Genomic DNA, 13302 nt, shown 5'->3' on the forward strand with positions numbered 1-13302 from the left:
AAATCAGTTATGTTCATTGGATGGAAGATATTATGAAATGTTGACATTTTTACCCTTGATAATACTAGTATACTTAAATATGTAAAGTTTTGTAACGACATTCAACATTTCTGCAACAACAGGTACAACAAATTTTACTAGAAGGTCAACAAGTATGAAAATAGCCGTTATTTCATGTATTCATGGTAATTATGAAGCTTTAGATGCTGTACTATTAGATATTGACCAGCAAAAAGCCGAAAAAATCTTTTGTGTTGGTGATTTAGTGGGATATGGACCGCACCCAAATGCTGTAATTAATCAAATTCGCTCTTTAGATATTCCTACCTGCGCTGGTTGTTGGGATGAAGATATTGTAGAGGGATTAAACGCTTGTGATTGTAGTTATCCTTCAGTATTGGCAGAAAAAAGAGGAATTAAAGCTCACCAATGGACAAATCAGGAAATTAACCCAGAAAATCGGGAATTTTTAGCTAATTTACCCTATAGTCTAGAATGGCAAAATTTGGCCTTTGTTCACGGTAGTCCCCATAGTAACCATGAATATTTATTACCAGAACTTGATGCTTTTGTGGCTTTAGAACGGGTACTTTCTACAGGTGCAGATGTGCTATTTTGTGGACATACTCACGTTCCCTATGCTCGTGATCTGAATGCTGGTGAGTTAAAAATTGAAGTTGACACTCAAGGAAAATCACGTAAAATAAATTTTTTATCTCCTCTGAAAAAAATTGTTAATGTAGGTTCTGTGGGAGAACCACGTCATGGACGACCAAATGCAACTTATGTAATTTACGAAACTGATAATCAAGCGGTGACTTTACGAGAAGTTACTTATGATTATCAAAAAACCTGTGCAGCAATTATCCAAAAAGGATTACCAGAAATTTTTGCTTGGCGCTTGGCTCATGGCTTAGAATATGCAGAACGCGCAGATGATCCAACTCATGTTTGTACCAGATAAAATAACTAATCTAAAATCTAAAATCTAAAATTGATTATGTGGGCGATTTTGAGTGGAATTGAGGGAAATTTATCAGCCTATGAGGCTGTAATGGCTGATATTAAACGTCAAAGCCGTTATATAGATGCATTATACATTATCGGTGATTTAGTCGGTCCAAGACAGGAATCTGAAGAGTTGGTACAAAGAGTCAAATCACAGCGACGGGGTGAATTAGCACCGATGATTTGTAAAGGATGGTGGGAAGAACAATGTGTAATTTTACATGGTTTAGGACCAACCGCAGACGCACCAGAATTGATAGCAAAATATGGAGGTGAGACTGTACAAAGATTGTGGGATTGTGTTTCTCATCAAACAGTACAATGGTTGCGATCGCTCGATTTTGGTTTTTTTGAGTTAGATTGTTTATTAATACATGGTTCAACCGTGGGTGTGAGTGAAGAACTTAATCCCCAAACTCCTCCCATACAAATGTTAGATAGATTATCACGGATGCAAGCGAATAACCTCTTTTGCGGTCGTTCTGGTTTAACTTTCCAATACAAATTACAAGGGGGTTCTATCAACAGTAAAATTACCACTCTAGATAGTCAATTTTCCCCAGAAATAGTCATCAGCAGTTCCCGTCAAGTAGTTGGGGTAGGAAATGTGGGACGAACCCCAGGAGAAGCTACTTACACTATTTATCATCCAGCAACAAATCAGGTCAAATTTAAAACAGTATATTATGGACAACGTAGAGGATTTCAAAAGCATCAGTAAATTAAAGGTAATAAGATGTAAATAATTATTTACCCAACTCTACGGGTAAACTCTGAATTAACATCCACTAGCACTCCCCTATCTCAATTTTAGTGATTAATCTATCCAGTTTTAGGTGCATCTTTAAAAATTTCCATAACAGTTCAACTCCCCACCGTAAACGATAAATATCTCTGATTTCATTATCTGTAACTGCTGCCTCTCCATCGGCAGGTAAATTCGTGACTAACCTAAATTCAGTTTTCGTTTCTAAATCACAAAAATTAATCATTCTGTAAGCGGGAGCATCCTTCGATGAACCGATTTTGATTAATCCAGTTTCTGATCCAAATTCTAGTTTCCAATTATTTTTAATTCGCACTACAAAATATTTGTCTTTTTGCACTAACTCTTGCATAAAATTTAGACCCGCAAATCCTCTATCCATTACCCCAACTGCATCTAGTGGTAAATTAGACATCATTTTCTCTAATGTTGAAAATATCTGAACGTGAAAATGTATGTTGGTTAGATGATGGAGACATTAGAAAATTTCCTCGCTATGATTTACATATAATTAATCAACTTTGGGTGAAATATAGTGATGGTAAGTTTGGTTTTAGTATCCAAAAACAAATTCTTCAAAATCATAAACAGTTTACAGCTAGATGCGGTTGGATTGAAAATATTGCTACAAATGAATTGATAAAATATGAAGATTATAATTTTACTTTAGATGCAAATAGAGGACATCTTCCCTCAACACCTCGAATAGTCGGGTTAGGTTTAAGAAATACTAATGAAATTCTCCACCGATTAAATATTTTTTACTCAAGATATTAATGCTTTTTCAATATCTAACAATATACTAGGCTTGACAAAATAGACAATTTATGGTATGTGAACTTGAAAAATTGTAATTTAAACCTACATCATACCAGCTTTTAAAATCTGATTTGCAGTTAAATTTAACTCAGGAAAAGTTTGAGAAATAACCCGTTCATCATCTCTAAATCTGCTGATTTGATATTCTCCATCTACCAAATTACAAACAGAAATAGTAGGTTGTTTAGGATTACCAATAAAATTACGTCCTCCTAAAGCTGCATAATCTACAATCCAATATTCAGCAATACCCATTTCCTCATAATCAGCATACTTTAAATGATAATCATCACGCCAATTAGTGGAAACAATTTCAATGATTAAAGCTATGGAAGCTCCATGACTAATAACTGATTGTTGTTTCCATAATTGTTCATTAGCTAAATTGGCACGATTTAAAACCAACAAATCGGGAAAATAACCAGAATCTTTACCTTCTGGTCTAACTATAACTTGATTAGGTATCACATAAGATAATCCCATTCGTTTAATTTCAAAGGGAATTTCCACACCTAAAAACCCTTTAACTTCTTCATGATCTCCCACTGGTTGCGCCATTTTAACAATTTCTCCATGATGTAATTCATAACGTATATCGGAATTGTCAGGAAGCGAGTTAACAAATTCCTCGAAGGTAACAATTTTAGTTAAGGTTTGAATCATGACTTTTAAGAATTACTGATAATGACAACATTATAACTGGCAGATTGGTAGGGTGCTTTGCTACTGTATAAATCCTGCAAATAAATAGATTTTCCATATCTGACGCACCCTACAACTCTGTACGGGCGAACGGCCGTTCGCCCCTACTTTACTAACCGTATAAAATTCTTCTTACCCACCTGTAACACTTTATCATATAAATCATCAGGCTGAGAAAAACTTAAATCCGCATCAGTAATCTTATCACCATCTATCCTCACTCCACCCTCCTGAATTTTCCTTTTACCTTCGGCGGTACTTTTACATAAACCAGTAGCACCCAAAATAAAGGCTAATTTCGCAGGGAATTGAGGAATAGCAGCCACAGAATACTCCGGTAATGTTCCCTCCCTTCCACCAGTTTTAGCAGCCTCTCTAGCCTCATTAGCTGCCGCCTCACCGTGATATTGACGCACCACTTCCCAGGCCAAACACTCCTGGCGATCGCGTGGATTTTGTGGTAAACTATCCAAAGGTAGATTTGTCAACAATTCAAAATATTGTGACAGTAAATTATCTGGCACACCTTGAAGTTTTTGATACTTTTGTGAAGGATGTTCACCCAAACCGACATAATTACTTAAAGACTTAGACATTTTTTGTACACCATCAGTCCCAATCAAAATTGGTAATAACAGTCCAAACTGAGGTTTTAAAGCAAAATGACGTTGTAAATCTCGTCCCACAGCAATGTTAAATTTTTGATCAGTCCCCCCCAATTCCACATCAGCTTTCACAGCCACAGAATCATAACCTTGCATCAACGGATACAGAAACTCATGGAGAAAAATCGGACTTTCTTGTTTATAACGTTCTGCAAAACCTTCCTTAGCTAACATTTGTCCCACAGTCATTGTCGAAAGTAACTCCAAAGTTTTCCCCAAATCTAGACAGGAAAGCCACTCAGAATTATAACGTACCTCCAACCGACCAGGGGTATCAAAATCCAAAATAGGACGTACTTGCTCAAGATAGGTTTGAGCATTTTTTGTAACATTCGCTTCCGTTAACTGACGACGCACCTCAGATTTACCAGTAGGATCGCCAATTCGCGCCGTAAAATCCCCAATAATCAGTACCGCTGTATGACCAGCATCTTGAAAAGCCCGTAATTTCCGTACAGGTATACTATGGCCAAGATGAATATCTGCCCCTGTCGGATCAATACCCAATTTAATCCTTAAAGGACCGTCCGAATTAAGTAATCGTTTTTCCAGACTTTCTGTATCATTATCATCATGGGGTTGAGGAAAAATTTCTGCCACACCACGATGCAACCAAGATAGATTTTGCGTCATACTAAGAAATCGGCCATTAACTATACTTTCGACTTGAAAAGTTAGGGTTGTCATCCCTTGTCTGTTTTGCCAGATTACTATAATTACAAAAAATTAACCGTCTTTTTCCATTTAATGAATTACATTTAAATTTACAAGTGAGGAAGTGAAATCGCCGTGTCGTCTAGGACTTTTGCAAACAAACAACCACAAGAGCGGGCTACATCTGGATTTGAGTTTTTTAAAGGAGTCGGTCAAGTGACTGGGGGTACTCTCCTATCCATAACACTCCTAACAAGCTCTATTGTCGCGGGAACATTAGTAGGTTTAGCGATTAGTTTCCGTAATTTACCAGATGTTAGACAAATAAAAAACTTTTTCCCCTCGGAAACGACTTACATTTATGATATAAAAGGCAAATTATTAACTGGTATTCACGGAGAAGCTAACCGAGAGGTAGTACCTTTAAATAAAGTTTCTCCCAACTTAAAACGCGCAGTTTTAGCCAGTGAAGATGGTCATTTTTATGATCATCACGGGATTAACCCCACTGGTGTAGGCCGGGCTATAGTAGTTAACATGGTAGCAGGTGGTGTAAAAGAAGGTGGTTCTACCATCACCATGCAATTGGTAAAAAACCTATTTTTATCTCAAAAACGGGCTTTTACGCGGAAATTAGCCGAGGCTGTACTGGCAATTCGTCTAGAACAAATTCTCAGTAAAGACGAAATTTTAGAAATGTATCTCAATCAAGTTTATTGGGGTCATAATAATTACGGTGTACAAACCGCAGCCCGCAGTTATTTTAACAAATCAGCAGAATATTTAACCTTGGGTGAATCAGCCATGATGGCGGGTTTAATCCAAGCACCAGAAGAGTTTAGCCCTTTTGCAAGCATGAAACTTGCCAAACAGAAACAAAAGGAAGTTCTGGGGCGGATGATAGAGTTAAATTGGATTACCAAAAAAGAATATGATGATGCCCTCAAACAACCAATTAAACTAGGTAAGATTAGGTCTTTTCAGGGTAGTGCCTCACCTTACATTACCAATACTGTAGCCCAGGAATTAGCGAAAAAATTTGGTCGTGATTCCTTGCTTAAAGGCGGAATGCGCGTCCAAACCACTGTTGATGCTAAATTCCAAACAATGGCTGAAGAAACCGTCAAAGAATGGCACGAAAGGCTGCAATCTCAAGGGTTGAATAAGAATCAAATGGCCTTGGTGTCTATTGATCCCCGCACTCATTTTGTCAAAGCCCTTGTCGGTGGAGTAGATTATAAACTCAGTGAATTTAACCGAGCTACTCAAGCTCAAAGACAACCAGGTTCTTCATTTAAGCCCTTTGTCTATTATGCAGCCTTTGCTACTGGTAAATATACACCAGATACCACAGTTGTAGATGCTCCCGTTGGCTACCAAGATGGTAATGGTTGGTATTATCCAAAAAACTATGATGGTAGTTTTGCCGGAGCGATGTCAATTCGCACAGCCCTTGCCCATTCTCGTAACATTCCGGTGATTAAACTGGGTAAATCGGTGGGAATGAACAAAGTCATTGAAACCTGCCGAACTTTGGGCATTATGAGTCCAATGGAACCTGTTACATCTTTACCTTTGGGGGCTATTGGTGTTACTCCTTTAGAAATGACCAGCGCCTATGCTACCCTGGCTAATTATGGCTGGCAGTCACCACCTACGGTAATTGTCCGCATTACCGATAGTGCTGGTAATGTAATTCTCGATAATACACCCAAACCTAAACAAGCTCTTGATTCTTGGGCATCGGCAGCTACTATTGATATCATGACTTCCGTAATTAACGAAGGTACAGGTAAAAGTGCTGCCATAGGTCGTCCCGCTGCCGGTAAAACAGGAACTACATCCTCAGAAAAGGATATTTGGTTTATTGGTACTGTACCGCAGTTAACTACGGCGATATGGGTGGGTAGGGACGACAGCAGACAACTGGCACATGGGGCAACCGGTGGTGTCATGGTAGCCCCAATTTGGCGGGACTTCATGACAAAAGCACTCAAGGGTGTACCTATAGAGAAGTTTAAATCCCCCTCTCAGTTCCCACGTCCTAAATCAAATTAATAGGTCAGTGGTTAGTTGTCAGTTGTTAGTGGTTATTGGTAATGGGAAAATTCTTGTTACCTATTGCCTATTACTTAGATAATATAATGGTCACTTTGTTTGTTCCAATTCTGCTTTCATCCTTTCTAAGGTCACGTTCATTTGCTCAAACATTTGTTGCGGAGTGATGCCAAACTGACCTAGTTGAGTTTTTAGTTGCTGTATGGTCATTTGCGCTGTGAAATCCTCTGATAGCTCAAAACGCTTCATAAAGATGCGATATCTATCCATTATGGATTCCATTTGCTCAATAAACAGCTTCTTGCCCTCGCGGTCAAATTTGCCGTAACTGTTGCCAAGTTGAATTAATGCTTGATAATCTTCAAACAATTGCTTGGCTTCTTGCTGGACTATTTCAGAATCAAAGAATCCCATGTTGCTTTTCTGTAACTGAATGCTATTACTTCAGCAGCTTTAATTTTTGCCCCTGCTTCCATTTTAGTGTAGAAGATTCATCTAGGGGAACTACTTTAATTAAATTAGCGGTTTTACCGAAATTTCCCTACTTGACCTTCAGTGTATAGAGAGTATTGTAGTATTATTTACAGATGAAATTTTCTTTACATATAAAATGATGTTAACTAAGCGAAAAAGTCGCAGCCTTGCTTTAATTTTAGCCTTTTCTGGAACATTGATGATTCCTGGTTTACATAAATTTTACTTGGGACAGCCACTTTGGGGCGTGCTATATGTTTTGTTCTCTTGGACACCTATTCCCAAAATAGCTAGTGCCATTGAAGGAGTTTGGTATTTAACTCAAGAGCAAGAAACTTTTGATCGATATTTTAATTTGGGTGAGTCGGTAACTAAGGTATCACCACAAGCGACTAATCAAGTAGAATCGGTAGCTAATGCTTTACGGGAGTTGGAAGCACTCCGTCAAGAAGGATTAATTTCTGAATATGAGTTTGAACAAAAACGTCGTCGAATGTTAGATCAGATTTAGATAGTATAAAAGCGCGAAAATATAAGTTTGTAACAACAATTTTTAACAAATGCCATAAACTATATCGTGAGACTGGGAAATGATATATATTATATTGATTGAATCTTTAGCTGTTCCCAGTTACGGGGGTTCTTTTCCTAACTATAAAATTTATTTTGCACGAATACTGATCATAGACATCGCCTGATTTGCAGATGTTTTGAGATTGTATCAGATAAAATAAAAACAAATCAACCAGAGGTAGTGATTATGGCAACACAAATCAGTGAAATCAAATAATCTATTACCTTGGTCTGTAGAAAAGATTGCAGAAGAGAGTTAATGGGCTGAACAAGAACGTCAAGAAAAAGAACGGCTAATAATTTACTTAAATTGATCCGAGTAATTTACCTTAAATATTAGGGTGAGTTAGCGTAACGCACCTGATTGAAATTAATAATAGTTGTTAATTGTTCGTAATTGTCCGTTGTCAGTTGTCAAAAGAAAAAATACTTTATTGATACTTTTTGCAAATTTCCTAATTACTGCAACTCTTTAATTATTTTCTGGTCAATAATTCCATGATAACAACTGACCACAATGATGATCCTGAAATCACCAGAATATTTAATACATAGAAAATGGATGACTCACGCCCTAGAATTAGCACGAGTAGCGGGTGATGCTGGTGAAGTTCCTGTTGGTGCTGTAATTGTTGATACAGATAATCAACTGATTGCGGTCGGTGAAAATCGCAAAGAACGGGATCAAGATCCTACTGCACACGCAGAAATTATGGCGATTCGGGCTGCTAGTCAAATTTTACAAAGTTGGCGCTTGCATCAATGTACTTTATATGTCACTCTAGAACCCTGTCCAATGTGTGCTGGTGCTATAGTTCATGGCCGATTAGGAAAATTAATTTATGGTGTAGACGATACCAAAACTGGCGCAATTCGTACTGTTATCAACATTCCCGATCACCCTGTTTCTAATCACCATCTAAAAGTGCTAGGAGGTATTCTCGAATCAGAGTGTCGAGAACTCTTACAAGGTTGGTTTGCCAGCCAACGTCAGTACAAACGATAGACACATATAAAACTGTCCAGATGGGAAAACGGAAATTGCCCAAGAAAATATACGGTGGACATAATCAAGTTTGTGTAATATTTCATTAGCTCAAAAACCAGCCACCGTTATGATTAAATTATACTCCGCTTTTATTAATCGCTATTCAAAAACTACAAATAACCATGGAAGTAACCACTTCGACTTGCCGCTGCGATCATTAGCGGCTGAGAATAGATCACGGGTTTCTCCTTGGTTAATGCCTTTAGCCTATTTTCTAGGACGTTACATAGTTTTGCCATCTTTCTTTAGACATATTCAAGTGACTGGACGCGAAAATATCCCGACAAGTGGACCTGTCGTACTTGCACCTACCCATCGTTCCCGTTGGGATTCATTGGTTTTACCCTACGCTACTGGTCGTTGTGTCACTGGTAGAGATCTGCGATTTATGGTAACAAGTAGTGAATGCCGGGGTTTACAAGGTTGGTTTGTGCTAAGAATGGGGGGTTTTCCTGTGAATATTCAAGCTCCGGCGATCGCTACTCTCCGTCATACAATAGAGTTGATGCAACAAGGGGAAATGTTAGTTATTTATCCCGAAGGTGACATTCATCATGATGGTCAACTTCATCCCCTCAAACCGGGAATCGCTCGTTTAGCTATCATGGCTGAATCTAGCTACCCAGGGCTAGGAATTAAAGTTATACCTGTAAGTATTCAATACAGCGAACCCTATCCTCATTGGGGTACTGATGTGAATATTCATATTGGCGAACCTATTAAAGCCGCAGATTATCTGAATGGAAATTTAAAGCCAGAAGCTAAACGACTAACAGCGGATTTAAGCCATAAGTTAAAACAATTAAGTCATCAAAAATCAGAATTTGTTCATTACGTCTTAGCAAAAATTCACAACTGAGAGGAGTCAGGAACTAGACATGGGCAAATTTGCCCCTACTCCTATTCCCTTACCCCCCGTATCCAATTACCAATTCCCAGTAATTAAGTTTTCCCACATCTAGAACAGCATAATCAATAACTTGTAATTGCCATTTACCTTTTGCGGGTAGAGAAAGTAATTGTTTCAGGGCAGGATGCGATCGCACTGTATAATTATTCTGTAATTGATTACGACGACCTAATATCCGACTTTGTAATAAAATCCGCTGATTATTAGGAGCAATTAAATAAACTTCTATATCTCCTAAAAAATCATGGGTGATATTAACTGTAACTTGGATATCGGCAATATTAACAACTTCATTAATAGCGATCGCACTTTTAATTCCCTGTCTATTATTATCAGGAATATCCACAACTTGAGTATTTTTGACCTGGATTTGTTTATTAGTAATTTTAGCAACTAAATTCATTTGCTGTGCTCGTCTCACAGCTTTAGCTGCATTAACTTTGCCATAACCAAACCATTGACTATAACCATTACTATCATAAGTACCTCCACGAATACCTAACTGAGCATCAGCACTATCATCAACAATTTTATCAGCGGTATCTTGAAGAATTCGTTTAACTTGTTGTGCGGTTAAATCAGGATTAGCTGATAATACTAAAGCCGCTACTCCTGCGACTATGGGAGTAGCGCTAGAAGTCCCACCAAAGTTTTTAGTAAAATTGCCGGCATCATAACCTGCAGCACCTATTTGATCTGTTGTAAACACTCCCAATCCAAATAAGGAAGAAACAATTGCTGGTTGTGTATAAACAAAACCCGTTTCCTGAAACCACATTCCTGGAGGAGCATTATTACTAGGAGCGCAAACAGAAACATTACTTCCCCAATTACTATAAGCTGCTTTTTTATTCAAACTAGTAGAGGCAGATACGGTAATTACATCAGGATGAACTGCAAAACCGCCTAACCAATTTGTCTTACCTTGGACAATATTTTTCGGCCAATTCTGTTCATTTACAGTCCCATTAATTGGACGATTAGCATTTCCTGCTGCGAAAACAATGACACATCCTTTGCCATTGCGTCCATTGGTAGCAGCCCGATTAATAGCGGCTTTTTGTCGGATAGAAAGGGGAAAATAAACAGCAGAAGCTCCCCAACTGCAAGAAATTACACTGGCACCTTTATCCATTGCCCAATTAAAAATATCTTCAATGGATTGATCATCTAAAAAACCAGTGGTGCGAATGGGCATCAGGGCACAACCAGGAGCAACCCCAATAATTCCTGAACCATTTTCTTCAGCTACAGCTAGTCCGGCACAGGCTGTACCATGGCTGGTTTCTTTTTCTCCTGGTAGGGGTAAAAAATCATTTTCTTTTAAATCTCTAGGGGCAACAATTTTACCTGTACCTTGAAAATCTGGATGTTTTAAATCAAAGGAATCATCTACTACAGCCAGGATTATAGAACGTAGACCACGAGTGGTATCCCAAGCTTGTTCTACAGAAATATGAGAACCAGCTATTAATTGATTACCACTATTATGATTGAGATACCATTGTTGAGAATAAAGGGAATCTTTGGGTTTATAATGGGGTTCTTGTTGAATGAGAATATTTGGTTCAGCCGCTAAAACTTCTGACAGTTTTTGTAATTGATTTGTGATTTTAATTGGGTTTTGTGTGGCTTGTTTACTAACAAGAAAAACAAAGGTATTCGGTATACCCACAACTGGTTGATCCTGAACTAAATTTAATGTACTGGCAATGGTATTAATTTTAGTATTATCTACCCAAGTAGCAAATTGAATTGTTATTTGATCACTGAGATAAACAAAAGTCCCAGGATTATTTTCCAGTGTATAAACATGACTAACAAAGTCTACTTGTTCATCAGCACGGAGTTGAGACATAACTGCATCTAGTTGATTAGGAAAAACCGTATACAGTTCTAGTTTTGCTTGCGGAATACTCCGCCGCCATACCCCTCCCAGAATTTGTGATAATTTTTCCTGGGGAAAATTAGCATTAGGACGGATAGTAAAACGATACAGCGTTTTTTCTAGCATTAATTCTTCACCCCCCCGTTGTAAGGTCAATGCCTCGCTGTTATTTGCTACATCTGATTCGGGAAAATCCGCAGAATTAATCTGATCACTCATAAGGATTTGGAGATTGTTTCTAGATATTTTAGACTGGGAAGTGTTAATTAAGTCCCATTAGTTGATTTTAGGTGGAGGGTAAACCATTTTGTGCTACTGTTGCTAATCTACCCGGTTATTCAAATAAATGGGTCACTCTAGGAATAATGCCCAACTCTTGATCTTTTGCCTAACTTAAATCTCCACAAATCAGTTAAATTAGCAGTATGCTGCAATTGAGCAATCATAGGGACAAATATGCCAAGAACACAGAAAAACGATAACTTTGTTGACAAATCCTTTACAGTTATGGCAGATATTATCCTCAAGATATTGCCAACTAACAAAAAAGCTAAAGAAGCGTTTGTTTATTATCGAGATGGAATGTCCGCACAGGCAGAAGGCGAATATGCTGAAGCACTAGACTATTATACAGAAGCCTTAGAAATGGAGGAGGACTCTAATGATCGCAGTTATATTCTCTATAATATGGGATTAATTTATGCCAGTAATGGCGATCATCACAAGGCTTTAGAATACTATCATCAGGCTATTGAGTTAAATCCACAATTACCCCAAGCTTTAAATAATATCGCCGTGATTTATCATTTTCAAGGTGAAAGAGCTAAAGAAAGCGGAGATCATGACGGTGGTGAAGCATTGTTTGATCAAGCAGCGGATTATTGGATTAGAGCAATTCGCATGGCTCCCAATAATTATATTGAAGCTCAAAACTGGATCAAAACCACCGGGCGATCGCAAATTGACGTATTCTTTTAACCATAGTTTTACGACAACTGACAACTAACAACTGATAAATTATGATTGATCGTGAACAAGTTCGTAAAGTTGCTAATCTCGCTCGTTTAGAATTGACAACAGAAGAAGAAGCACAATTTACCACTCAATTAGGTAGTATTCTGGATTATATAGAACAACTAAATCAACTGGATGTTACCAATGTCGCACCGACAACCAGAGCTATTGATGTTAGCAATATCACCAGAGAGGATATTCTTCAACCTTATGCAGACAGAGAAGCGATTCTCAATAGCGCACCTCAACAGGAAGGTGATTTTTTCCGAGTTCCTAAAATTCTTAATGCTGATTAACTAAAAACTGATGGAATATAGGGAAATAGAGAAAAATTTTTTCTTTCTCCTTCAACCCAACTGCAATATCAATACAAAAGAGTAGAGACGCTCTGGTGAACGTCTCTACATCCCCGTAGGGACAGGGGATTAGGGGATTAGGTTTTTGGGTATGGAATTAATATAGCAGATGATTTTTTATTTGCCAAGTATTTGAGAACTATATATCATTTAAATCGCACTTCACCATCCAAAATTGGCACTAATATCTGCAATGGCGAGGTGAGAAGCTAATTTGGAACCGATTTCATGTATTTAAACATCTTAATTTCTCTTACAGCAGTTTGAGATCAAAAGCGGTACAAAGATGGTAAACTTTAAAGATGGAAAAAAAAGAAAATAATTGAGATATATATGGCAGCAGCATATTCGACTGATATAAGACAAA

13 protein-coding genes and 1 pseudogene are annotated in these 13302 nt (G+C 37.8%); 9 read left to right on the plus strand and 5 right to left on the minus strand.

All coding sequences use genetic code 11. The features are described from left to right. Nucleotides 1-154 precede the first annotated feature (154 nt). Both H6G44_RS19185 and H6G44_RS19190 read left to right on the plus strand, forming a co-directional pair. Entirely contained in the window at nucleotides 155-964 is an 810-nt protein-coding gene (locus H6G44_RS19185; protein WP_190388163.1) for a metallophosphoesterase family protein, read from the plus strand. A 30-nt stretch (nucleotides 965-994) separates the two neighbouring features. Then, nucleotides 995-1729, plus strand: coding sequence for a metallophosphatase (locus H6G44_RS19190; protein ID WP_190388164.1), 735 nt, complete (start codon nucleotides 995-997; stop codon nucleotides 1727-1729). Nucleotides 1730-1817: 88 nt separating this feature from the next. On the opposite strand, the pseudogene H6G44_RS19195 reads toward H6G44_RS19190, so the two are convergent. Continuing rightward, nucleotides 1818-2195, minus strand: a pseudogene (locus H6G44_RS19195) (transposase); the annotation flags it as partial. 5 nt (nucleotides 2196-2200) lie between these two features. Between H6G44_RS19195 and H6G44_RS19200 the strand changes: the two are divergent. Further along, the gene (locus tag H6G44_RS19200) at nucleotides 2201-2551 is read left to right on the plus strand and encodes a GUN4 domain-containing protein (protein WP_190388165.1); all 351 of its coding nucleotides are present in this window, start codon (nucleotides 2201-2203) and stop codon (nucleotides 2549-2551) included. A gap of 84 nt (nucleotides 2552-2635) precedes the next feature. Here the strand turns inward: H6G44_RS19200 and H6G44_RS19205 are convergent, their stop codons facing one another. After that, complete coding sequence (locus tag H6G44_RS19205; protein ID WP_190388166.1) at nucleotides 2636-3256, minus strand: Uma2 family endonuclease; 621 nt, start codon at nucleotides 3254-3256, stop codon at nucleotides 2636-2638. A gap of 143 nt (nucleotides 3257-3399) precedes the next feature. Next, nucleotides 3400-4593, minus strand: a complete 1194-nt coding sequence (gene tyrS / locus H6G44_RS19210) for a tyrosine--tRNA ligase (RefSeq protein WP_190388173.1) — start codon at nucleotides 4591-4593, stop codon at nucleotides 3400-3402. 156 nt (nucleotides 4594-4749) lie between these two features. Between tyrS and H6G44_RS19215 the strand changes: the two genes are divergently transcribed. Further along, entirely contained in the window at nucleotides 4750-6672 is a 1923-nt protein-coding gene (locus H6G44_RS19215) for a transglycosylase domain-containing protein (RefSeq protein ID WP_190388167.1), read from the plus strand. A gap of 90 nt (nucleotides 6673-6762) precedes the next feature. Here the strand turns inward: H6G44_RS19215 and H6G44_RS19220 are convergent, their stop codons facing one another. Further along, a complete protein-coding gene (locus H6G44_RS19220) occupies nucleotides 6763-7086 on the minus strand; it encodes a DUF1825 family protein (protein WP_190388168.1) in 324 nt (107 codons plus the stop codon). 199 nt (nucleotides 7087-7285) lie between these two features. Between H6G44_RS19220 and H6G44_RS19225 the strand changes: the two genes are divergently transcribed. From H6G44_RS19225 to H6G44_RS19235, 3 genes are all read left to right on the plus strand, one after another. Next, a complete protein-coding gene (locus tag H6G44_RS19225; RefSeq protein ID WP_190388174.1) occupies nucleotides 7286-7657 on the plus strand; it encodes an NINE protein in 372 nt (123 codons plus the stop codon). 582 nt (nucleotides 7658-8239) lie between these two features. Then, nucleotides 8240-8725, plus strand: coding sequence for a tRNA adenosine(34) deaminase TadA (gene tadA / locus H6G44_RS19230; RefSeq protein ID WP_190388175.1), 486 nt, complete (start codon nucleotides 8240-8242; stop codon nucleotides 8723-8725). A 109-nt stretch (nucleotides 8726-8834) separates the two neighbouring features. Further along, on the plus strand, nucleotides 8835-9626 hold the full coding sequence (locus H6G44_RS19235; RefSeq protein ID WP_190388169.1) for a lysophospholipid acyltransferase family protein: 792 nt from the start codon (nucleotides 8835-8837) through the stop codon (nucleotides 9624-9626). A gap of 49 nt (nucleotides 9627-9675) precedes the next feature. Here the strand turns inward: H6G44_RS19235 and H6G44_RS19240 are convergent, their stop codons facing one another. Then, entirely contained in the window at nucleotides 9676-11784 is a 2109-nt protein-coding gene (locus H6G44_RS19240) for a S8 family serine peptidase (RefSeq protein WP_190388170.1), read from the minus strand. A 237-nt stretch (nucleotides 11785-12021) separates the two neighbouring features. On the opposite strand from H6G44_RS19240, the gene H6G44_RS19245 reads away from it, so the two are divergent. Together H6G44_RS19245 and gatC are read left to right on the plus strand one after the other, a co-directional pair. Beyond that, entirely contained in the window at nucleotides 12022-12543 is a 522-nt protein-coding gene (locus H6G44_RS19245) for a photosystem I assembly protein Ycf3 (RefSeq protein ID WP_190388171.1), read from the plus strand. Between the two features lie 41 nt (nucleotides 12544-12584). Beyond that, nucleotides 12585-12875, plus strand: coding sequence for an Asp-tRNA(Asn)/Glu-tRNA(Gln) amidotransferase subunit GatC (gene gatC / locus H6G44_RS19250; protein ID WP_190388172.1), 291 nt, complete (start codon nucleotides 12585-12587; stop codon nucleotides 12873-12875). Nucleotides 12876-13302: the final 427 nt, after the last annotated feature.

Source organism: Aphanizomenon flos-aquae FACHB-1287 (genome assembly GCF_014698755.1).
Classification (GTDB): Bacteria; Cyanobacteriota; Cyanobacteriia; order Cyanobacteriales; family Nostocaceae; genus Dolichospermum; species Dolichospermum flosaquae.